Raw genomic sequence first — 23,195 nt, 5'->3', positions numbered from 1 at the left:
TATTATTAAAAATGCAAAAATAAGTAAAAAAAAGAATTAAATATTTGTCGAAGGAGATTTAACAATCGTTTTTTTTCAACAATATGTAGAATCCTTTCCCAGCTTCGTTTTTTAGTTTTAAAATAAATTATGAGTAAATTTTTATTTTTTATTTTGAAATATAAAAAAATGTCATACCTTTGCACCGCAATCACAGAAAACGGGATGTAGCGCAGTCCGGTTAGCGCACCTGCTTTGGGAGCAGGGGGTCCCAGGTTCGAATCCTGGTATCCCGACGAAATGAGAAATTTATAGAATAAAAAAAGTCACTGGTTTAGTGACTTTTTTTGTTTTATACGGATTCACTGAAATTTGTCTTGTGCTTATACTATTCGTTAAAATGGATCATGCCGTATTCTTGTGGACTAGGCATAAATATTTGTAAGTCTAAATAAAAAGTAGGGAATATTCTTCACCCCTCTCAGTGTAGCCCTGAAGGCTTTTATTTTGGCATTGAAACTTTCAGCTGCAGCATTAGTTGAGCGGTTTGTGAAAAAGTTAAGTATTGTTCTGTAATGATTTCCGATGGTTCTTTTTACGGTTTTGAACTGCTCAAAACCAGTTTCTTCCACTTTCCTAAACCAATGAGCCAAGCGGGTAAAAGCAAGCGTTCTATCTTTTGTGGTGTGGTAAATATGCCTTAATCCCATTGTCAGTTTATAGGCATCTTCCAATTGCGGATAGTACTTAAACAATACCTCTGCTCTGAATCGTTGATTAGGTGTCCATTTGTTCTCTGTTTTAAATAAAAGATAGCGGCTTCTTATAAGTAGCTGAGCTCTGGTATCGCCATTGTCAAAGATAGTTGGAGTATATGCTAACTTGCTTTGTTTAGCCAATTCCCGTTCTTTGTTCTCTAAATCAAGAGCCTGCCATCGAAAGGCTATACGCATATCCTGAAGAGCTTCACTAGCCAGTTTTTGAACATGAAAGCGGTCTGTGACAATGGCAGCTTTTGGAAAGCTTTTACGAACAATCAATTCCATATTGGCAGCCATATCTAAAGTTACTTCCTGTACTTTATTACGAAGTCTTTCTTCTATCTGTTTGAGAACACCGATAACATCTTCTGCTTTTGTACCCTTGACAATAGCTACTAATGCTCCTTTTTTACCTTTTGCTGCTTTGTTGGTAATAATGGTATATAGTTCGTCGTAAGTCAGGGCAGTTTCGTCTATACTTAGATGTGATCCAATGTTTTGGGGAAACACGAGCCATTTGTCAGCATGCTCACGTTCAGACCACTGATCAAAGCCTGATAAATGACAACGATACCATTCTTCAAGCTTTTTACCGTTAATGTTGAAGAATTTGCCTAAGGTAGAACAACTTACTGGTTCTGTATCAAGATAATCCTTTTAAAAAAAGCAGCAAACTCTGCTGTTAAATGAGTACCACCTGCAATTACTGACCAATCTCGCATATAAGGATTACCTGATAACTTATTCTGCCAGCGACGACGACGTACACGTAGAATTAAGCTTTTGCCTCGAAGGGGAAAGTCGTGAATATCGGTTGAAGGATAAAAGCCTTTGGATATAAACAGATTGTCTTTATTCTCTTGGGATGATAATACTTTTTCATCTAAATGAAGCATAATGACTTTTTCTAACGTATTAACTTCAACTACTTCAAAGTAATTCAACAACCCTTCGGGTAACAATAATTCATAGCCGCTTTGCATGATACAAAACTAGATAAAAAATTAATCCTCCACAAGAATACGGCATGATCCGTTAAAATTTGCTTTTATCTGGATAAAAGTTCTCCCAAATAACTAAAAGGGAGGCCTATAGACTAGCGAATTCAACAATAATTTACCTTATCCTATTTCGCATAGAATTTTGAAATTCACATCATCATGTTGAAAAACATTCATACTTTCATAAAATAAAAAGAAGAAAATATAGTTATTTCAGGTATGACTTAACCTTTTTCATAAAGCCTTTCTGATCTTCTATTGTTTCAATCTCTGTATACCTATTGAACGTTGACACATAATCAACAAATATTTTCTTTATCTTTTTATTCAAATCCCTCATATTATTGAACTTTCCAACATTAATTTTAGCCAAAAAATCGATATATAAATTATCATCTAGTTTATCTTCAAATTCTAAATTAAATTTACGAACAATACTTTTTACTCTAAATTCTACAAATTTTCTTTTGTCTTCATCATATAGTAAAGTAAATAATCCTTTATAATCGAACCTCGAACGTAATTCTGGTGAAATAGTTTTTTGAAAATTTTCCTTACTAATATTGGATGTAAAAACTATAATAAACCCATTAATATCAATTTCATCAGCAAGCGAACTTATTATTTTACCACTTTCTAATACATCTAAAAAATAATTGAATAATGTTGCATTTGATTTTTCAAATTCATCAATTAAAATTATGCCTATATCCGTATCTCGCACTCTTATAAATATTTCACCATCATCACTGCCAATATACCCCCTTGCACTGCCGATCAACGAACTCAATGAGAACTCACTACTATAATTTCCAAAATTAACTTTTGCTAATTTACGTTTGCCACCTAAGCATTTATAAATTGTTCTTGCCACCTCTGTTTTTCCAACACCTGACTCTCCCATTAAAAATAAAGACAAGACTTTGTGTTCACCTAATTTATTGAAAACAATAAAGTTATTTACAAGCTCCTCAAAGTCGTCTTTAAATTTCTCATGACCATATAAACTGCTTCTAAAATCTTTTAAGAAAGCATAGAGCTCATTTTCTTGCAAATCAATTATCTTTTTATGCTTTGATTTAGATGCTTTAGTTTTATGTTTTAATGTATCATCCGGCTCTTTGTTATTTTCTACTATCTCGACATTCTTAAAATTAAGAAAACTATACCTTAGTCCATATTTCAGTGTCTCTTCATGCTTCTTGTCTGCTATAAATATAGTTTCGAAATCCATAAACTTTTTTATAAGCTGTTCCCCTAAAGGCTGAACATCATTATAGCCAGCGGCTAATGCGGAAATGTCTATAATTTGACTTTTATAATCAAATTGTTCAAAAAAATCATCATTACTCAAGTTAATTAGAAAGTCACTTATACTTATTATAGCATATCCTTCATTTTGCTTTTGTTCTTGATATATATAAAAATTCTCTCGCTCAAAAAACAGAAGTTCTTTTTTCATACCTAATTATTGGTAATATTTACATTTTGAATAATAGCTAACAAATCGATATAATGATAGTCTTTTCCATCACCAGAACTGACAAAAAAGTTCATATCAGAGGACTGACAAGGATATTGACTCTCTTGAATTTCATCATCCTCTGTATTTGATTTTTCTTTTGAAATTTTTTTTAAGTTACTCACTTCTTGTAAGAATTGGAAAGAATTTTTTAGATTATCTATTTTAATTTTTCCCTTATACAACCCAACAATAGAGACTTTCCCAACAAAGAGATCATCGATACTATACGAACTTTCAAATTCATTTTCAAAAGTCATGGGTATTTTAATTAAAATATTATCTGAACTATCAAAAACAGAACCTTTTATCTTATACGCGTAATCTTTAAAAATAGAGTTGAATAAACTTGTAAAATCAACACCATTTGCTCCTGGCAACCCCATATCTTTAAAAGCTCCACTTCCAAAGAGTTTTATTGTTCTTAGTTCCGCTTCGTTTTCTAATGACAATTTGACATCTTCAAGCATTATAAGCTCACCTTCTTTAATAGTATTAAATGAACTAAGAATAGTACTTTTTTCAACAACCTCATTTAGTATGACAGACTTAGTGGTTTTTATCTCAAAACTTTCAAGCACTTTCTTTGAATCTTCATTTTTCGTTTTTCGGCCTCCTTCTCCCCCTATATCAAAAATATCAAGAATCTTTAAACCAGCTTTTGCTTTCAAATCAGTCTCTTTCACCCCTTGTTCTTCTTGGCTTATTTCCCTTGCCTTAGCAATAATATTGCTTAACATCATTTTTATTTCATAAACTTTTGGCAAATTGATATAGTAAATATTGAATATCATGTTTCTTTTTTATTTATTTTTTACCTCTCCCCATACTCTCCAATCTTCCCCTCTCAAATCTCCTTTTGTAAGCACAAACCGAAGATTGTAGTGGGCTTCATTATTATTTTCTTACTATTCAAAGATATATAAAAAATGAAATCCGATATTAACAATTATAAACTATTTTTTATCATCCCATCATCCCGACCAGAGGGGAGAATATTATTTGATGCTTTGCAGAAGAATAACACTAGCAGATACAGACCAATTCCTATAATTACAACAGCTTAGTTAGAGAACGTTAATTCGTACAGCAAGAAAGTTTCTATTCTAACTTTTTCTCTTTTTTACACTAAATCTGTGTATTTTTGCATCCACAACAACAAAGATATGATAAGTAAGCAACACAAAGATATTGCCCAATGGTCTATGCAACTGGCTCTGGCTAATGGATGCCAAGGAGCTCGGGTTTCAGTAATCACGGCAAACAACAACTCTTTCGAATACAGAAACACTCAATTAGATAAACTTCACCAAAGCAGTGAAAACAAACTCTATATAGAATTATTTATAGATGGCAGATACGGCTCATTTTCTACCAATCGGATAGAAAAAGCAGGATTAGAGTCTTTTATAAAAGAAGGTATCACGTCTACTAAATATTTATCAGAAGACCCCTTTCGCCAACTGCCCGACACGCAAAGATATTTCAGAGGAGACGAAACTGATTTAGACCTCTGTGACGGAAGCTTTGAGTCCATTCCAACAAATGAGAAGTTAAATCTTATAAAGCAGTCTGTAGACGAAATACATGGTAGCGACAATCGTATAATCTCTGTCACCTCGGCATACGACGATGGCGTAGGAGCAGAATATATGATTGCCAGTAATGGATTTGAAGCCGAATGTGTAGACTCAGCGTTCAACCTGATGGTAGAAGTATCACTGAAAACGGATGGTGACGCTCGTGCCGAATCCTTCTGGTACGACAGTGCTGTATATTGGGAAGATCTGAAAAAAAGTGGGATAGCAAAAATTGCATTCAACAGAGCATTACGCAAGATCGGGCAACAAAAGATAAAATCGGGCAAATATGACATGCTGTTAGACAATACTACTTCGTCGCGCATATTATCTCCGCTTATCAGCGCAATGTACGGGACAGCACTTCAACAGAAAAACTCTTTTCTATTGAACAAAATGGGAGAAAAGATAACGGCTGATATCTTTACCCTTTACGATACACCACATCTAAAACGTTCCTTTGGTGCTCGATGGTTTGATGGTGAAGGCGTAGAAACAAAGGATAGAACGATTATAGAGAAAGGTATGCTGCAAAATTATTTTATAGACACATACAATTCTCTGAAAATGGGAGTAGCACCTACCATATCTTCCCCGTCTATTCTTCAAATGTCTTTGGGAGAAAGAAACTTTGATGCCATTTTGGCATCTGTACAGAAAGGTATATGGGTCACCAACTTCAACGGCGGTAACAGCAACCCTACCACCGGAGATTTTTCGTTTGGCATAGAGGGCTTCTTGATCGAAAATGGAAAGATTTCTACTCCTTTAGGAGAAATGAACATAACCGGAAATATGCTGTCCCTTTGGGATAGCCTTACAGAAGAGGGAAACGATCCCCGTGAGACTTCCTCTTGGCGCATTCCATCGCTTTTATTCAACAATGTAAACTTTAGCGGATTATAAATATGAAACCGTTCCATATCCTAGTTCTATTATTATTACTCCCTATATGTATATTTTCTCAAGCTCCTGCTACCGAAATACGTGCCGTTTGGCTAACAACAAACTGGGGTCTCGACTGGCCTACCCAGCATACCAGCGTTAAGGCTCAGAAAGAACAATTAAAAAAAATTCTGGATAAATTACAGGAAGCGAATTTCAACACTGTCCTCTTTCAGGCAAGAGCACAAGGTTATGTTTTTTATCGCTCCAAGATAGAACCTCTCAGCTCATATTTCAATCATGAAGACAATTTCGACCCGTTGGCCTTCGCTATAGAAGAATGTCACAAGAGAGGGATGGAATGCCATGCATGGGTTATAGCCTACCCTATGGACAAAGCCACAGTGCGATATAAAGGCAAAGGAAGGCGAAGAAAAGCCACCGTTGTGCAAAACAAACTATCATATTATAAGGCTATAGGAGAAAGGTGGTATCTCGACCCCGGAATGCCAGAAACACGCAATCTGATAGTATCGATAGTGAAGGAGATCGTTCAGAATTATGATGTAGATGGCATTCATTTCGATTATATCCGCTATCCGAGCAACTCCCGCAAATTTCCCGATGACGATACCTACCGAAAATATGGAAACGGGATGAATCTATACGATTGGCGTAGGGAAAACATCAACAAGCTGATCAGTGAAGCATACGATACGGTAAAGGCTCTAAAAAAATGGGTACAAGTGAGTAGCTCTCCTTTAGGCAGATACAAAGTTCTGCCGGAGGTTTCACCCAACGATGGATGGACAGCTTATGAAACAGTGTTTCAGGATGCAGGACATTGGCTAAAAAGTGGAAAACACGACCTACTTTTCCCAATGATGTATTACCGTGATCATTATTTCTATCCGTTCCTTAACGACTGGATTGCAAATAGTAGCGGAAGGCTTATTGCTCCGGGACTGGGTGTTTATCAGATGGATGAATTAAAGTGGCCGCTACAAGATATTACGAACCAGATGCAATACATTCGGGATAAAAAGATCCCCGGAGCAGCATATTTCAGAACAGCGAATGTTCTCAGCAATCTGAAAGGGGTTTTAGATTCTATACACACCTACTACCCTACTCCGGCGAAGCTACCGCCATTGACATGGCTAAACAACATTGCGCCGAATTCTCCAACTGATCTACAAGTCTTTAAAGACAAAGACAACAAGCTAAACATTAAATGGAATCCGCCGACAGCAGATGGAGATTACACATATACCGTGTATGTATCTGACAAAGAACCCGTGGACACCAACAATGCAGGTAATATATTATCAACAGGTCTACGAACAAATAGCTATGCTTTTACAATCAAAGAGGGCGATTTTGGGTATTATTATACCGTAACAGCTTCAGACAGATACCATAATGAGAGCACGGTTACCTTTCCTGCATTTTTCTCTCATTCAGCAAATGAGCAATAGACAGCCATCAGGTGAGTTTTGACTTCAGTCATAATTTATAAGGAAATCATAAAAAAAGAAAATCAACAGATTTACAATAAAACTGCTGATTTATATATTTTCAATACAATAATACTATCCCTTATTACGCTATGGAAGTCGGTGGCACTATGGCATCCTTTAATTGATTGATTGTCTTATGAAGAATCGGATGCATGTATTCCCCTGCAATCTCAGCTAAAGGAAATAAAACAAAAGACCTTTCGTGAATATGAGGGTGCGGTAATTTCAAATCTGCAGAATCCAGAATTACATCTTCGTATAACAAGACATCAATATCTATAATCCGGTCGGTATATCTTTCACCCTGAGACTTAACATCTCTCCCCATCTCTTTTTCGATCCATTGAGTAGCCTGCAAGACTTCAATAGGAGTAAGTTTAGTCTGCACTCTGCATGCAGCATTCAAGAACTGATTAGCAGACTCAAAGCCGACAGGCTCGGTAATATAAAAAGCGGAAGTGGCGATCACCTCGCCAATCCGCTCTTCTATATGATCTATTGCATTATCCAGATTTTCTCCTCGGTCTCCCAAGTTGGAGCCAAGTCCGAGATAAACATTATGCTTTTTTTCTTTTTCGAGTATCATCAAATGATAAGCATTGCGTCTCCGTAAGTTCCGAATTTATATTTTTCCTTTACAGCGATTTCATATATATCCATTATACGGTCATACCCGCCAAATGCTGCAGTCATCATCAATAATGTAGACTGAGGCAAATGAAAATTAGTAACCATAGAGTCGGCTATACCAAAATCATACGGAGGGAAAATAAACTTATTTGTCCACCCTTCATTTGTTTTCAGGTAACCATCTGTACTCACTATTGTTTCTACAGCTCTCATCACCGAAGTCCCAACGGCACATACTCTACGACCTTCATCTTTTGCTTTGTTGACGATATCTGTCGCTTCCTGAGTAATAAGCAATTGCTCCGAGTCCATTTTATGCTTTGTAAGATCTTCTACGTCAATATCTCTATAATTACCCAAGCCCGAGTGCAAAGTTATATATGCAAAATGAACACCTTTAATTTCTAAGCGTTTCATTAACTCACGGCTAAAGTGAAGTCCGGCAGCAGGAGCTACGACAGCACCTTCGTTTTTAGCGAATATAGTCTGATAGCGATCCTTATCCTCGGGTTCTTCACCCCTGTTGAGGTATTTAGGGATTGGAGTTTCACCAAGAGCATAAAGTGCTTTTCTGAACTCTTCGGATGGACCATCATACAAAAAACGAAGCGTACGTCCACGCGAAGTTGTATTATCTATAACTTCGGCAACCATTGAGTCATCGTCACCAAAATACAATTTATTTCCTATACGTATTTTACGCGCAGGATCAACAAGCACATCCCACAAATGGAATTCCTCATTTAACTCACGCAGCAAGAATACCTCTATTGTAGCCCCGGTCTTCTCTTTATTTCCATATAAACGGGCAGGAAAGACTTTCGTATCGTTGAAAACAAAAACATCTTTATCGTCGAAATAGTCAATAATATCCTTAAAACTTTTGTGTTCAATACCCCCGGTTTTACGGTTGACAACCAACAAGCGTGACTCATCCCTGTTCTTTGACGGATGAGTGGCGATCAATTCCTCTGGAAGATCAAATCTGAATTGAGAAAGTTTCATGTTTCTTTATCTAAATTTATTATTTATCAATAATTAGTGCGTCCACAAATTCTTCTATCTGGCTTCCCTCAATACACTGATCAAGAGTAACCTCTCCTATTCGTGTTCGCTCCAGTGCGGTAAGATGTGCACCTGAGCCTAACGCAACTCCAATATCTCGAGCCAAAGCTCTGATGTATGTACCCTTGCTACATACCACTCTAACTTTTATTTCGGGAAAGGAATAGTCGAGAAGCTCAATTTCATCTATAACCAACAACTTTGGTTTCAACTCTACGTCCTGCCCTTCTCTCGCAAATTCGTATGCTCTTTTTCCATCCACCTTACAGGCAGAATATGTTGGCGGCACTTGCTCTATTTCTCCAATAAAATCTTTAAGTTTAGCCTCAACCAGCTCCTGCGTTATATGTTCTACGGGGAAGACTCCATCTACTGCTGTTTCCAAATCAAATGAAGGAGTTGTTTCTCCAATCTTTATCGTTGCAATATATTCTTTAGTCTGATATTGAAACGATTCTATCAACTTTGTCTTTTTCCCTGTACAAACGATCATAACACCCGTAGCCAGCGGGTCTAGAGTGCCGGCATGACCGACTTTTAATTTCTTAATACCCAGCTTGCGGCATAATTTGTTTCTCAATTTGCGCACAAGGGTGAATGATGTCCAATTTAGTGGCTTATTAATATATAAGACCTCTCCTGATATAAAATCCATTATACTGTTAATTCGTGTCCTGCCAGCATAAGGATTAGAATAATTCCTCCAACTACAATTCTATACCAGCCAAAAAGTTTAAATCCATACTTGGTTACAAATCCTATAAAGAATTTGATAGCCAACAGCGCTACTATAAACGCTACTACATTTCCTATTATAAGAACAGTCATATTATCCAATAATATGCTGAAATCAAAATCAAATGCTCCTCCATTGGGTGCTTTTATCAGCTTATACACTTTCCATCCGGTAGCAGCAGCCATTGTAGGAACTGCAAGGAAGAAGGAAAATTCTGCTGCATTTTTTCTACTCAAACCCTGACTCATTCCCCCTACGATGGTAGCCATAGAACGAGACACTCCGGGAATCATAGCTATGCACTGAAAAAAACCAATTATAAAGGCATTCTTATATGTTATTTCTTGAGAGTCTTCTTTCGGCTTATTAAACCATTTGTCTACAAACAGCATCAGAATACCGCCAAGCACCAACATGATAGCTACAACTGTTACACTTTCGAGCAATTCATCTATTTTATCACTAAAGATCAATCCTAAAAAAGCAGCCGGAACAAAACCGATCAGCAACTTCCAATAGAACTCTAATTTATAAAACAAATAGCTGAATATATTTTTAAAATCCGCTCTTAATCTATCATTTCTAAAGCGAAAAAAGCGGTTCCAGTATAAAACAATCACAGACAAAATCGCACCAAATTGTATAATAACAGTGAAAGCCTTTACAAATTCGCTACTTTCAATACCTAAAAGACTTTGAGCAATAATCATATGCCCGGTTGACGATACTGGAAGAAACTCGGTAAGCCCTTCTACAATAGCAATTATAATTGCCTCAAAAATACTCATCGTTATTTATTAGTTTTGTAATTAATCAGTTGTGCTCTTTGTTCTCTTCAGCTAAACTCTTACGACGAGGATACAGTATTCCGACAATCATCAGTAAGAACCCTGCAAGACACACCATTGGAGCCACAACGATTCTCTTGGCACTAAAGATATCCGGTTCAAATCCGCCTTCGATGCTGGAAGATGGCCCTGTCATCAGGATAAACCCAACTATAATAATTACAACCGACACTGCACAAATGATGTAATTTAGCTTGCCAAAAGCAAAATCTTTCTTATCCATATGTTTTAAACGTGATAAAGTTTATTTGTAGTCATTCTTAAATACCTATTCACCGAAAATGCTGTGGCAAAAGCCGCTATAAGTATGCCAAAGATAAGGACAAGCCCATATACAATCAACAATTCGTACATTTTCACAATAGACAGCATATCAGGAATTATGCTTGTAATATAATATATTACTCCCGTAATAGCTAAATTCGCCAAGATAGCAGCAACAACACCACTAATTATCATACGCCACATAAAAGGCCATCTGATAAAAGAGTTTGTCGCACCCACCAATCGCATCGTATTTATTAAAAATCTCTTCGAATATATATTCAGCTGAATAATGCTTCGTATCAGTGTAAACGAAATGAGCACAAGTATCACAGCTAGTATAGCCAATATAGTTCCAATTAAAGAGAGTTTAGAGTTTGCATTTATAATATCACTTTCATTATAAAGGATATTATTTACTATCTGAGCGCCTTTTAGATTATGAACCTTAAGGCTTGCTTCTACTTTTTTTATACTGTCTGGATTGACATAGTCAGACTTTATAAAAACATCGAAATAGGCATGAGCAGGATTATATCCTAACACCTCTTCGGGATCTCGACCAAGATCTTCTACCAGCTGTTTTTTTGCCTCATCTTTGCTGATATAGACGACAGACTTAACATACGGATTTGCATTCAAGTTTTTCTGTATCTTCGTGATAGAAGCATCATCTACATTTCCGGCAAGCTCTATCGATATACCCATATTCTCTTTCAGATACGAACCTATGCCTTTAGCGGTAAATCCTACCAAAAAAGTCAAACCCAAAAGAAAAAGAACAAGAGTTATACTAATCGTAGTAATGACCCCTGTAGTAAATAATGATATCGTTTTATACTGATGCTTATCAGACATATTGTACAAAGACAAATAAGTAGTATTTAGTGAATGAGTACAAAACACCCAAATTCGCTGCAAAGAAACAAAATAAATACATCTTATAGTAGTATTTTTATCTTTTTTAATAAATACTTCTTTGCAATTAAAGAATAAACACTATTAAAACTCCATTTGTTTTGGTTTATTGCTTAATTTAAGACTTTGAAACACTTCCATCAGACTAAGACTATCCTCAACTCTGATAGTCGTTACCTATAACATAATAAAATCACAAAATTCGCCCTGCTAATGACTATACAGGCTCAACATGTAAGCATAGGAATTTTATTTTTTTATATATCGTTAGATTGACATTCAGGGGAGGAAAAATATTTTTTGTTAAAAATAGCCTTATATTTGTGTTTATCATTTATTACAAAAGCTCATATAACTTAATAAAATATCATGCAGACAGAATTAACCAAATCAAAATTGAATCCAACAAACTTCTCCGGGAAAGTAGATGGTAAAGATGTAAAAATGTACGTGCTATCCAACAAGAATGGATTGGAAGCAACCGTCATTAATTACGGAGCAAAAATAGTATCCTTATCTGTACCTGACAAAAACGGCGAACTGACCGATATTGTACTCGGACATAATAATCTGAACGAGTACCTAAACTCTGAAGAACCTTACTTTGGAGCTGTATGCGGACGAACAGGAAACCGTATTGCCAAAGGAAAATTCACGCTTGATGGCATTACATACGAATTGGCAATAAACAATGGACCGAATAACCTACATGGTGGACTGAAAGGCTTTAATGCTGTGGTATGGGATGCAAAACAAACAGATCAACAAACATTGGAGCTGACATATCTATCCAAAGACGGAGAAGAGGGATTTCCGGGCAATCTGAATGTAAAAATGATCTATAAGTTGACAGATGACAATTCGTTTGATATAGACTACGAAGCCACAACAGACAAGGCGACCATTTTGAATCTTACAAATCATTCATATTTCAATCTTTCGGGTGAGGGAGATCCTACTATAAACGATCATATTCTAGTCATGCCTGCCTCTAACTATCTCCCAACGGACAATACTGCTATTCCTTACGGCAAGGCTGAACCTGTAAAAGGAACTCCGTTCGACTTCACTACTCCTCATACCATCGGAGAACGAATTGAAGAAGACTTCGAACAGTTGCATTTCGGGAAAGGCTACGACCATACAATGGTATTGGACAAAAAAGAGGATGAATTGGCCTTAGCAGTAGAATGTTTTTCTCCGAAGTCAGGAATCCAAATGAACATCTCAACTACCGAACCGGGTGTTCAGATATATACAGGTAACTGGATGACAGGAAATTTTGAAGGAAAACACGGACACCGTTATCCGATGGGTGCAGCGGTATGTTTCGAAACTCAACATTTTCCGGATAGTATCAACAAACCGGAGTATCCGAGTGTGGTACTCAGACCCGGAGAAACATTCAAAAGTAAAACTGTACATCGATTTACAATAAAGAAATGAGATAACCTTTATCATTCAAGATGGAGCGAAGAATACATCAATAAAAGATAGCCTTTTCGCTCCATTCTTATTCATAAATTAAATAAGATATTGTTTGGTGGAACACAAACATATAATCTCTTAATTCTGCAATATGAAAACCAAAGCCCCGATCAAAAAAGTAAACATTGTTATTGATTGTGCCGATGCTGGAGTTATGTCCGGGTTTTATAGCAAGATTTTAAACTGGCAGTGCAAGCATCCTCATGCAAATGGTTGGGCAGCTATAACATCTCCCACCGGCATGGTGATAGCTTTTCAGGAGACAGAAAATTATACTCCTCCGGTCTGGCCTTGGCAAAAAGGAAAACAAGGGCAAATGCTACATTTAGACTTTTATGTGGAAAACCTGGAAGAAGCTGTACAATTTGCGGTAGAATGTGGAGCAAAACTTGCCAGCGAACAAAACTACAAAACTTCAAGAACAATGATCGACCCGGCAGGGCATCCCTTTTGTCTTGACACCGATGAACCCGAATAAGTAAGATTATTAATTATTTCCTTAACCTCACAAAGTCAACAGAATGCCCTTCTCCCTTGTGAAGTATTAGGTTGGCTCTTTCCTTTGTCGGCAGAATATTTTTTCTCAGATTTTTACGGTTAATCTCTCGCCAAATCGTTTTCGCCGTTTTCATCGCTTCCTTCTCCGATAGCTCAGAGAAGCTCTTGAAATAAGACCGAGGGTTGGTAAATGCCCCTTGTCTGAATTTCATAAAACGGGAAATGTACCAATCTTCGAGCAACTGCTCTTCAGCATCTACATAAATAGAGAAGTCGACAAAGTCGGATACAAATATCCTTGGCTTTTCGCTCGGGTAATCCATTCCGCTCTGCAATACATTAAGACCCTCGAGTATCAAGATGTCGGGCTGCTCAACGATATCATATTCGTTAGGGATAATATCGTATACCAAGTGAGAATATCTCGGCACCTCTACCCGATCTTTACCTGATTTTATATCTGTCACAAATTGAAGAAGACGCTTTATATCGTATGATTGGGGAAATCCTTTTTTCAGCATTATCCCTTTTTCTTCGAGAGTCGCATTCGGATAAAGGAATCCGTCTGTAGTTACCAAAGACACTCTTGTGTTTTCTTTCCATCGGCTAAGCAATGCTTGCAAGACACGAGCAGTAGTACTTTTCCCTACCGACACACTACCGGCAATACCTATTATAAAAGGAATCTTCTGTACTCTTTGATTGAGAAATCGCATCAATACGGACTGCCGGCTCACACGTGCATGCACATAATAGCTTAACAGACGGGATAGAGGCAGATAAATATCCTCAACTTCATCTATCGACAATTGGTAGTCAATCCCTTGTAGGGTTAACAGTTCCTCATAGGTGAGAGTCATCGGTTCGGAGTCACGTAGCGCAGCCCACTGTTCGCGAGTGAAAATCATATAAGGACTAATAGGAAGAGTTGCCATTTGTTTACTATTGAAAACTGCGACAAAGGTATGCAAAAGTTATAAGCCGAATGTTATATGTCGTACATTTTAAGTTTTTCTCTTATAAGTAGAATAGTGTGATACATGAGCATTACATCATGCTTTAGCTGAAAAGTGAATGAATATATGTCGAATATGAAAAACATCCCGATCACGTCGTAGCATAGAGTTTGTTTTCTAATTATTTATTTATCAAATTGTCACTTACACGTTTTTTTAATACATTTGCACCTCTAAAAACATAGAAACAATTAAATATTAATCTTATGATTACTGCAGACCAACTCAAAGAAGTGTTGGAGCGCGAGGACGCGCTGAGGAGGTATCTTTGACGTCGATGCGAAAAAAATACAACTAGAAGAAGAAGAACTAAGAACTCAAGCTCCGGGATTTTGGGATAATGCAAAAACAGCAGAAGCTCAGATGAAAATTATACGTGGGCTGAAAGGCTGGATAGAAGGCTATAATGAAGTAAAGGCCTCAACAGATGAGCTACAGCTTGCATTCGATTTTCAGAAAGAAGGTATTACTACCGAAGAAGAGGTGGACGAAGCATATAAAAATGCCCTAAGCCTTATAGAGAATCTCGAATTGAAAAACATGCTTCGCCGTGAGGAAGACAAACTAGGAGCTGTATTAAAAATAAACAGTGGTGCAGGAGGTACCGAAGGACAAGATTGGGCTTCGATGCTATTTCGCATGTATCAACGTTGGTGTGAAGACAAGAAGTATAAAACGACTATAACCAACTGGCAAGACGGCGATGAGGCCGGTATAAAAACAGCAACCTTGCAGGTTGAAGGCGAATATGCATACGGATACCTCAAGTCCGAAAATGGAGTTCACCGTTTGGTACGAGTATCCCCATTCAATGCACAAGGAAAACGTATGACTTCGTTCGCATCTGTTTTTGTCGTTCCTTTGGTGGACGATACTATAGATATTGACATCAATCTGTCTGACATTACATGGGACACATTCCGTTCGAGTGGAGCAGGAGGACAGAACGTAAATAAAGTGGAGACAGGTGTGCGTCTACACTATAAATACAAAGATCCTGAAACCGGCGAAGAAAAAGAAATCGTCATCGAAAACACAGAAAGCCGCTCTCAGTTTGGAAATAAAGACAATGCGATACGCTTACTGAAATCTCAATTGTATGAATTAGAGTTGGAGAGACGTAGCCGCGAACAGTCGAAAGTAGAGGCCGGAAAGAAAAAAATAGAATGGGGTTCTCAAATACGAAGCTATGTGTTTGATGACCGCCGCGTAAAAGATCACCGGACAAATTACCAGACATCAAATGTAAATGCCGTGATGGATGGGGATCTGGATGATTTTATCAAAGAATATTTAATGGAATTCGGCGAAGAAGCCTGATTCTGTTCATTATAAATCTTATAGTTATGACAAGAAAGACATATTTAAAATGTGTCTTTCTCTGTATTGCTGCACTATCAGCATTGCAGGGAAATGCACAAAAGAAAGTATTAGATCATACGGTCTACGATTCGTGGAAAAGTATATCCAATATTAGTATTACAAATGACGGCATTTATACGGCGACCGTAGTCAAAGAACAAGAAGGGGATGATTATCTTCTGATTAGTAATCTCAAGACAAAGCAAGAGCTGAAAATTCCACGTGCATATACCTACTCAATAGCGCCGGATCAGAAACACATAATAGCGCAGATCAAAGCTCCTTATGCAGCAACACGCCAAGCCAAAATAAAGAAAACGGCCGATGAAAAGATGCCAAAAGATTCTTTAGCCCTAATTTCACTGGACAAACTTATAGTTTCTAAAATTCCGAATGTAAAGAGCTTCAAAATAGGAAAAGATTTTTCTGATTACATTGCTTATACAATAGACGACACATTAAAATCTAAAGATAAAAAAGAGCCTAAAGCCCTCACGCTTGTACTGCGCAATCTTTATACATCGAAAGAAGATACCATAAAAAATACCACAGAATATATTTTTAGCCGCAATGGTAAAAGCTTTGCGACAATATTGAAGCCTTCAGCAAAAGATACGGTTAATACNNTTAATAAACCGGGTGTCCTTTTTATCGACCTGAATAATTTGCGCAAGGATACGGTTTCTATAAATAAAACAATTTATAAGAACCTTACTTTATCCGAATCAGGTAAGAAGCTGGCTTATCTAGCAACATCAGATAGTCTGAAAAAGGAAATTAAAGATTATAGTCTTTTTTACTTTGATCCGGCTTTAGACTCTGCAAAAGTAGTTACTGATAAGAACACCACAGGCATCCCTGAAAAATGGACTGTAAGTGATAATTATACTCCACTGTTCAGTAAAAATGAGAAAAGATTATTCCTAGGAATAGCACCTATTGTCTTACCCAAGGATACGACTATTCCCGATTTCGAAAAAGCAAAGCTTGACATCTGGCACTGGCAAGAACCACTTATCCAACCTCAACAGCTTGTACAGTTGGAAAAGAAACAGAAGCAAACATTTCTGTCTTGCATTGATCTGGAATCAAATACATTCTATCAATTAGCAACAGAGGAGATACCCGATGTTAGTATCTCTGACGAAAATAACGGGCAATATGCCATCGGAACTTCAGACCTGAAATATCAACTAAAGACTCAATGGGACTATCGTGCAAATCAGGAGAATGATATCTGGATTTTCGATTTAAACAATCATACAAAAAAGCAGATCAAGAGCGGATTACAAGCTAGGCTTATGCTTTCACCACTGGGCAACTTTCTGGCTTGGTATGATATAAATACCCTTCAGTACTATGCCTATTCGATAAGAGATGAGAAGGAAGTTTGTTTGACTGATCAATTGAATGTAAATTTCTGGGATGAGAAAAACGACATCCCTACAGCTCCTTCTCCATACGGATATGCAGCATGGATGGAGAATGACGCCGCTTTACTTGTTTACGACATGTATGATATCTGGAAATTAGACCCGACAGGAATAAAAACTCCTGAGAATATTACGAAAGGTTTAGGCAGAGAAAGAAAAGTGACATTGCGATATATCAAAACCGATCCCGAAAATAGGTTTATAAAACCAAACGAAAAACTACTTCTCTCGGCATTCGACAATACGACAAAAGAAAATGGCTTTTATGAATTAGCTAAAAACAATATTAAGCCGTTGACTATTGCAAAATACTCTTATAGCACACCTGTAAAGGCAAAAGACAAAGAAGTATTTGCTTATACGAAAAGCAACTTTAATACCTCACCTGATTTATATTTTACAAGCAATTTATGGAAAACTGAGAGCAAGCTTTCCGATATAAATCCGCAAATGAGAGAATACAACTGGGGAACTGCCGAGTTAATGTCATGGACTACATTTGATGGGAAAACAACGCAGGGAATAGTATACAAGCCCGAGAATTTCGACCCGAACAAGAAATATCCGGTGATGATTTACTTCTACGAAAAGCATTCGGACGAGCTGTATCAGTACTTCCCTCCTGCTCCAAGCCGCTCTATTATCAATATACCGTTTTACTGTAGCAGAGGTTATATTGTTTTCACGCCCGACATACAGTACACAACAGGACACCCTGGTGAAAGTGCTTACAATTCGATTGTATCAGGAGCTGAGGAGTTAGCAAAAAACACATGGGTAGATAAAGCCAATATGGCTATACAAGGGCAAAGTTGGGGAGGATACCAAACCGCTTATCTGATTACACGCACAAATATGTTTAAGGCTGCCGGCGCAGGGGCTCCCGTATCCAATATGTTTAGTGCATACGGAGGTATACGCTGGGGCAGTGGAATGAGCAGACAATTTCAATATGAACAAACACAGTCTCGAATAGGTGCTACGATGTGGGAAGCTCCCGAACTTTATAAAGAAAATTCACCGATATTCTTTGCAGACAAAGTGCAAACACCACTCCTGATCATGCACAACGATAACGATGATGCTGTGCCTTGGTATCAGGGAATAGAGTATTTTATGGCTTTACGCCGTTTGGGAAAACCTGTATGGATGCTACAGTACAACAACGAAGCCCATAATTTGAAAGAAAGAAAAAATTCGAAGGATTTAAGTATACGCCTGCAACAGTTCTTTGATCATTATCTCAAAGGAGACCCAATGCCTGTATGGATGAAAACGGGTGTTCCGGCTACAGAGAAAGGAAGGACGTATGGATTTGATTTGGAATAAGAGATACTAATAGAGAGAGAAAAATAGGCTGGGAATTATCCAGCCTATTTTTTTATATCACTTCCACTCCTTGCTCTTTCAGCAAGTTGAGACCAATATCTTTAAGTTTAAATTTCTGTATTTTTCCACTTCCTGTTAGAGGGAAAGAGTTTACAAAAAAGATATATTTCGGAATTTTGTGACGAGCTATTTTCCCTCTACAAAAGGCTTTTACATCTTCAGGCAGGAGATCTGCACCCTCTTGCAATATAATGAAAGCACCGACTTCCTCTCCATATTTTTCGGAAGGTATTCCGGCTACTTGAATATCCTTTATACCTTGCATGTGATAAAGATATTCTTCAATTTCACGGGGATAGATATTCTCGCCGCCCCGTATTATCATATCTTTAATACGTCCCGTAATACGATAATATCCATTTTTATCTTTGACACCCAAATCGCCCGAATGCAACCAACCCTCTTTGTCTATTACTTCGTTTGTCGCCTCAGGATTCTTATAATAACCTTTCATCACAAGATACCCACGACAGCAAACCTCCCCTTGCTCCTCTATAGCACATTCTTCGCCTGTATCAGGATTTACAATCTTCACTTCGGTATATGGGTACTCCCTGCCAACAGTCGTACAGCGTACTTCAAATGGGTCTTCGGTAGTAGAGTGCGTCATTCCCGGAGAAGATTCAGTTAACCCGTAGACACTTGTAATATGTGTTACATGGAGCTTTTCTGTTACTTGGCGCATTAGCTCTATAGGACAAAGTGCCCCTGCCATAATTCCTGTTCGCAAAGAACTGACATCAAACAAATTGAACATCGGATGATTAAGCTCTGCAATAAACATTGTCGGCACTCCGTACAAAGCCGTACATCGTTCTTTATGTATAGATGCCAACACAACTAACGGATCAAAACGTTCAACCATTACCTGAGTAGAGCCATGAGTTAGACAGTTCATCGTAGCCAAGACAATACCAAAACAGTGAAACAGAGGCACGCATACACACAATTTATCATCCGCTGTAAACTGCATAGCCTCGCCTGTAAAGAAGCCATTATTTACGATATTATAATGAGTGAGCATTACACCCTTAGGGAATCCGGTAGTACCTGATGTATATTGCATATTCACGACATCGTGACAATTTACGGTGCGCATCGTTTTATTTAAAATATCACACGATATATTTTTACCCAACAACAATATCTCGGCAGTATTATACATTCCTCTGTATTTCTCCTGCCCGATAAAAACGATATTCTTCAATTTAGGGAAACGCTCTACATTGAGATAGCCTCGCTGAGTTGTTTTTAACTCGGGTGCCATTTCATAAACCATATCAATGTAGTTCCCATCGAAAACACCTTCGGTAATGCAAAGAGTATCTATATCTGCATTATCGACAATATATTCTAATTCGTGCTGCTTATAATTGGTATTGATCGTAACCAAAACCGCTCCAATTTTGGCTCCGGCATACAAAAAAGTCAACCAGTCGGGAACGTTTGTAGCCCATATACCGACATGAGAACCGGGCTTAACCCCTATAGCCAAAAGCCCTTTAGCCATATTATTTACCCGCTCATCAAAGTCTTTCCATGTGAAACGAAGATCTCTGTCTGAATATACTATATATTCTTTTTCGGGAGTTTTTTCTGCCCAATATTCGAGCCATTCTCCTATTGTTCTTTCCGATAGTTGCATTTTATGATTTTTGAAGGTATTATCATAAAGGAGTATAAATCACCGCTAAAATCTTAGCTCCACTTTCACCTCCGGCATGTACATGATGGGATACGATAGAATCATAATAAATGCTATCCTCTTCTTCAAGCCAATATACATCAGTGCCATAGTTTATCTCAACAACACCTTCGAGACAATAAATAAATTCTTCACCTTCATGCGTGGAAAGAATAAAATCAACACCCTTTTTTATTGGCTCAATCTGTATAACAAATGGCTCCATGTGTCGCCCCGATTTTGTAGAAGACAGAGAGTAGTAATCCATGTGTTTAACAGAGGAAGTATCTTTTGTAGAAAAGCTTATACTCTTGTTGTATTCTTCTTTGCGAGATATTACAGGACCCGACTCATCCACGTCATCAAGAAAAGTACCCAATCTTACACCTAATACACGGGCTATCTTTATCAGCGGAGCCAAAGAAGGAATTCCTCCTGTCTCTTCTATTGTAACAACTTGCTTCTCGTCTAAGCCTGAACGCTCTATCATATCAGCAAGAGATATTGATTTCGATTCGCGGATTTCACGAATCCTCTCCCCGATGCGTTTATTCGTTTTCATGAATAGATAGTATGTTTATTATTTATTTTTAGTGTGATATACAAAAATATGATATTTCTTTAATTAGTATGACTAATAGTCAAGAGGATATTAAAAAACCCTATCATAAATATATTTCTTTAACACAACTCTTTCACAAACAAGAAATCCAAGCGGAAATATAAAAACCTATTCTCCAAACACATAACAAATAATATAAATTTTATTGAGCATAACATATAAGAGATTCTTCGAATATAAATAAGTTTTAGAAGTTATTCCTATTTTTGCGATGCGAATAAATAATTGTAATTATTGAACAATATCTGTCCTTAACAGATTATACATATATGAAAATATATTGGCAGATACTTAAGAAATACAAAACAAGCCTGATTATAAGCCCGGTTCTTGTATTGATCACCGTATTGTGTGAAACAATACAGCCTTGGTTTATGGCTAAGATTGTAGATGATGGAGTTGTGCACCGTAACCTATCCGTTATCACAGAGATTGGAGCATATATGGTAGGAATATCCATCCTGGGGCTTATTGTAAGCATCATTAATGTATATGTATCTTCGCAAGCATCCATCGGATTTGGTACTGACCTTAGAAGCAAATTATTTTCGAAAATACAGCAGCTTTCTTTTACGGAAATAGATAGATTTAATTCCGCTTCATTAATCACCCGCCTAACAAACGATATCAGTCATATACAGCAAGTTGTATTAATGAGTATGCGCTTACTGTTACGCTCACCATTAATGTTAGTTATGTCTTTTTTCTTTGTTATAAAAATAAATACCGATCTTGCTTTTATCATGTTGGGGGTTGTACCTATACTTAGTATTAGCATCTTCCTCATCATGTATAAAGGGCTTCCACTCTTTATGAAAGTACAACAAAAGGTTGACCAACTCAATGCGATGGTAAGAGAGAACCTGATCAACATCCGTGTCGTTAAATCATTTGTAAGAGAAGATTTTGAAACTAAGAAATTTGAGAAAAGAAGTGAAGATCTGCAAAACATGGTAGTTAATGCGTCTAATGTTATTATAGCAATATTTCCTGTCATGCAACTTATAATGAATATATCTGTTATCGTAGTCCTTTGGGTAGGTGGAGCAAAAGCGATAGAGGGCAATCTTAAAGTGGGAGAGCTTATTTCTTTTGTCAATTACATGACGCAAATACTTATGGCTTTGATGTTCCTATCGATGGTGATTGTAAATATAGCTAGAGCTTCGGCCTCTTCAGAGCGCTTACTCGAAGTTATAAAAACAGAACCCTCACTTACGAATACAGAAGAAGGTTTATCAAACAAGCATAAAATAACAAAAGGAGAAGTTACTTTCAGTAATGTCTTTTTCCGATATAATGGCGGTGAAAACGATGTATTGAAAGATATTAATTTCCACATAAAACAAGGTGAAACAATTGCTGTAGTAGGAGCAACAGGTTCAGCTAAGAGTTCCATGCTTCAGCTTATACCACGACTATACGATGTTACGGCAGGAGAAATTCTCATAGATGGAGTTAATGTAAAGGATTATAATCTGGAAGAACTACATGCCGAAATAGGAATGGTACTGCAAAAAAATGAACTCTTTACCGGAACAATTATAGATAATCTGCGTTGGGGACGACCCGATGCAACAATAGAGGAAATAGAAGAAGCGGCAAAAGCAGCTCAAGCACACGATTTCATCGTATCTTTTACAGATGGGTATAACACTCTTCTCGGACGAGGAGGTATTAATGTATCAGGAGGACAGAAGCAACGGATTTGTATTGCACGGGCACTATTACGTAAGCCCAAAATCCTTATACTGGATGATAGTACAAGTGCTGTGGATACGGAGACCGAACAGAAAATCAGATATAATCTTAACAATCTCTTAAAAGATACAACTGTCTTTATTATAACACAACGTATCAATACAATGCAATCAGCCGATAGAGTGATAGTACTGGAGGATGGAGAGATAGACGTTATTGGTAAACCTGATGAACTAATAGAAAAGTCGAAGTTGTATCAGGAGATATACAACTCTCAACAAATAGTCTACTGA

Annotated in this window: 20 protein-coding genes and 1 tRNA gene; 8 read left to right on the top strand and 13 right to left on the bottom strand. The window is 37.3% G+C overall.

Annotation, left to right across the window (positions count from 1 at the left end; genetic code table 11):
• Positions 1 to 200 precede the first annotated feature (200 nt).
• Positions 201 to 275 (top strand) — tRNA-Pro (locus B3P17_RS00155).
• Between the two features lie 129 nt (positions 276 to 404).
• Here the strand turns inward: B3P17_RS00155 and B3P17_RS00150 are convergent.
• From B3P17_RS00150 to B3P17_RS00135, 4 genes are all read right to left on the bottom strand, one after another.
• Positions 405 to 1,340: an ISAon1 family transposase gene (locus B3P17_RS00150; protein ID WP_252638044.1), complete on the bottom strand. Its 936-nt coding sequence runs from the start codon at positions 1,338 to 1,340 to the stop codon at positions 405 to 407.
• A gap of 29 nt (positions 1,341 to 1,369) precedes the next feature.
• Positions 1,370 to 1,723 (bottom strand): ISAon1 family transposase N-terminal region protein, encoded by a 354-nt coding sequence (locus tag B3P17_RS00145; RefSeq protein WP_291102407.1) that lies wholly within the window; start codon positions 1,721 to 1,723, stop codon positions 1,370 to 1,372.
• 226 nt (positions 1,724 to 1,949) lie between these two features.
• Positions 1,950 to 3,203, bottom strand: a complete 1,254-nt coding sequence (locus tag B3P17_RS00140; protein ID WP_252637925.1) for an AAA family ATPase — start codon at positions 3,201 to 3,203, stop codon at positions 1,950 to 1,952.
• A gap of 2 nt (positions 3,204 to 3,205) precedes the next feature.
• Complete coding sequence (locus B3P17_RS00135; RefSeq protein WP_252637926.1) at positions 3,206 to 4,057, bottom strand: hypothetical protein; 852 nt, start codon at positions 4,055 to 4,057, stop codon at positions 3,206 to 3,208.
• 372 nt (positions 4,058 to 4,429) lie between these two features.
• Here B3P17_RS00135 and B3P17_RS00130 point away from each other — a divergent pair, with 372 nt between their 5' ends.
• Both B3P17_RS00130 and B3P17_RS00125 read left to right on the top strand, forming a co-directional pair.
• On the top strand, positions 4,430 to 5,749 hold the full coding sequence (locus tag B3P17_RS00130) for a TldD/PmbA family protein (protein ID WP_252637927.1): 1,320 nt from the start codon (positions 4,430 to 4,432) through the stop codon (positions 5,747 to 5,749).
• Positions 5,750 to 5,751: 2 nt separating this feature from the next.
• The gene (locus B3P17_RS00125) at positions 5,752 to 7,206 is read left to right on the top strand and encodes a glycoside hydrolase family 10 protein (protein ID WP_291102401.1); all 1,455 of its coding nucleotides are present in this window, start codon (positions 5,752 to 5,754) and stop codon (positions 7,204 to 7,206) included.
• Between the two features lie 124 nt (positions 7,207 to 7,330).
• On the opposite strand, the gene folK is transcribed toward B3P17_RS00125, so the two are convergent.
• The 6 genes from folK to B3P17_RS00095 are packed head-to-tail and all read right to left on the bottom strand — an operon-like array spanning position 7,331 to position 11,649.
• On the bottom strand, positions 7,331 to 7,834 hold the full coding sequence (folK, locus tag B3P17_RS00120; protein WP_252637930.1) for a 2-amino-4-hydroxy-6-hydroxymethyldihydropteridine diphosphokinase: 504 nt from the start codon (positions 7,832 to 7,834) through the stop codon (positions 7,331 to 7,333).
• The gene (gene queA, locus B3P17_RS00115; RefSeq protein ID WP_135105569.1) at positions 7,834 to 8,883 is read right to left on the bottom strand and encodes a tRNA preQ1(34) S-adenosylmethionine ribosyltransferase-isomerase QueA; all 1,050 of its coding nucleotides are present in this window, start codon (positions 8,881 to 8,883) and stop codon (positions 7,834 to 7,836) included. The genes folK and queA overlap by 1 nt, the downstream gene beginning before the upstream one ends.
• 19 nt (positions 8,884 to 8,902) lie before the next feature.
• On the bottom strand, positions 8,903 to 9,598 hold the full coding sequence (truB, locus tag B3P17_RS00110) for a tRNA pseudouridine(55) synthase TruB (protein ID WP_252637932.1): 696 nt from the start codon (positions 9,596 to 9,598) through the stop codon (positions 8,903 to 8,905).
• Positions 9,598 to 10,467, bottom strand: a complete 870-nt coding sequence (locus tag B3P17_RS00105; RefSeq protein WP_252637933.1) for an undecaprenyl-diphosphate phosphatase — start codon at positions 10,465 to 10,467, stop codon at positions 9,598 to 9,600. Before B3P17_RS00105 ends, truB begins: the two co-directional genes overlap by 1 nt.
• A 25-nt stretch (positions 10,468 to 10,492) precedes the next feature.
• Entirely contained in the window at positions 10,493 to 10,750 is a 258-nt protein-coding gene (locus tag B3P17_RS00100) for a DUF3098 domain-containing protein (RefSeq protein ID WP_252637934.1), read from the bottom strand.
• 5 nt (positions 10,751 to 10,755) lie between these two features.
• Positions 10,756 to 11,649: a cell division protein FtsX gene (locus B3P17_RS00095; protein WP_252637935.1), complete on the bottom strand. Its 894-nt coding sequence runs from the start codon at positions 11,647 to 11,649 to the stop codon at positions 10,756 to 10,758.
• Between the two features lie 429 nt (positions 11,650 to 12,078).
• Between B3P17_RS00095 and B3P17_RS00090 the strand changes: the two genes are divergently transcribed.
• Both B3P17_RS00090 and B3P17_RS00085 read left to right on the top strand, forming a co-directional pair.
• On the top strand, positions 12,079 to 13,155 hold the full coding sequence (locus B3P17_RS00090) for an aldose epimerase family protein (protein WP_252637936.1): 1,077 nt from the start codon (positions 12,079 to 12,081) through the stop codon (positions 13,153 to 13,155).
• A gap of 133 nt (positions 13,156 to 13,288) precedes the next feature.
• Positions 13,289 to 13,675 carry a VOC family protein gene (locus tag B3P17_RS00085; RefSeq protein ID WP_252637938.1) on the top strand — a complete coding sequence of 129 codons (387 nt, stop codon included), beginning with the start codon at positions 13,289 to 13,291 and terminating at the stop codon, positions 13,673 to 13,675.
• A gap of 13 nt (positions 13,676 to 13,688) precedes the next feature.
• Here the strand turns inward: B3P17_RS00085 and coaA are convergent, their stop codons facing one another.
• Entirely contained in the window at positions 13,689 to 14,630 is a 942-nt protein-coding gene (gene coaA, locus B3P17_RS00080; RefSeq protein WP_252637939.1) for a type I pantothenate kinase, read from the bottom strand.
• A 287-nt stretch (positions 14,631 to 14,917) separates the two neighbouring features.
• Here coaA and prfB point away from each other — a divergent pair.
• Together prfB and B3P17_RS00070 are read left to right on the top strand one after the other, a co-directional pair.
• Positions 14,918 to 16,031, top strand: a protein-coding gene (prfB, locus tag B3P17_RS00075) for a peptide chain release factor 2 (protein WP_135105557.1) whose coding sequence is annotated in 2 segments (ribosomal slippage) — positions 14,918 to 14,980 and positions 14,982 to 16,031 — 1,113 coding nt in all. Because the reading frame shifts where the segments join, the coding sequence is not laid out codon by codon here.
• 26 nt (positions 16,032 to 16,057) lie between these two features.
• Positions 16,058 to 18,835, top strand: a complete 2,778-nt coding sequence (locus tag B3P17_RS00070) for an alpha/beta hydrolase family protein (RefSeq protein ID WP_291102388.1) — start codon at positions 16,058 to 16,060, stop codon at positions 18,833 to 18,835.
• Between the two features lie 52 nt (positions 18,836 to 18,887).
• On the opposite strand, the gene B3P17_RS00065 is transcribed toward B3P17_RS00070, so the two are convergent.
• Both B3P17_RS00065 and B3P17_RS00060 read right to left on the bottom strand, forming a co-directional pair.
• Positions 18,888 to 20,540 (bottom strand): AMP-binding protein, encoded by a 1,653-nt coding sequence (locus B3P17_RS00065; RefSeq protein ID WP_252637941.1) that lies wholly within the window; start codon positions 20,538 to 20,540, stop codon positions 18,888 to 18,890.
• Between the two features lie 22 nt (positions 20,541 to 20,562).
• The gene (locus B3P17_RS00060) at positions 20,563 to 21,141 is read right to left on the bottom strand and encodes a helix-turn-helix domain-containing protein (RefSeq protein ID WP_252637942.1); all 579 of its coding nucleotides are present in this window, start codon (positions 21,139 to 21,141) and stop codon (positions 20,563 to 20,565) included.
• A gap of 329 nt (positions 21,142 to 21,470) precedes the next feature.
• On the opposite strand from B3P17_RS00060, the gene B3P17_RS00055 reads away from it, so the two are divergent.
• Positions 21,471 to 23,195 (top strand): ABC transporter ATP-binding protein, encoded by a 1,725-nt coding sequence (locus tag B3P17_RS00055; RefSeq protein WP_252637943.1) that lies wholly within the window; start codon positions 21,471 to 21,473, stop codon positions 23,193 to 23,195.

It is taken from the genome of Dysgonomonas sp. UBA7630, assembly GCF_002483985.1.
Classification (GTDB): Bacteria; Bacteroidota; Bacteroidia; order Bacteroidales; family Dysgonomonadaceae; genus Dysgonomonas.
This window is presented reverse-complemented; position numbering and strand designations above follow the sequence as displayed.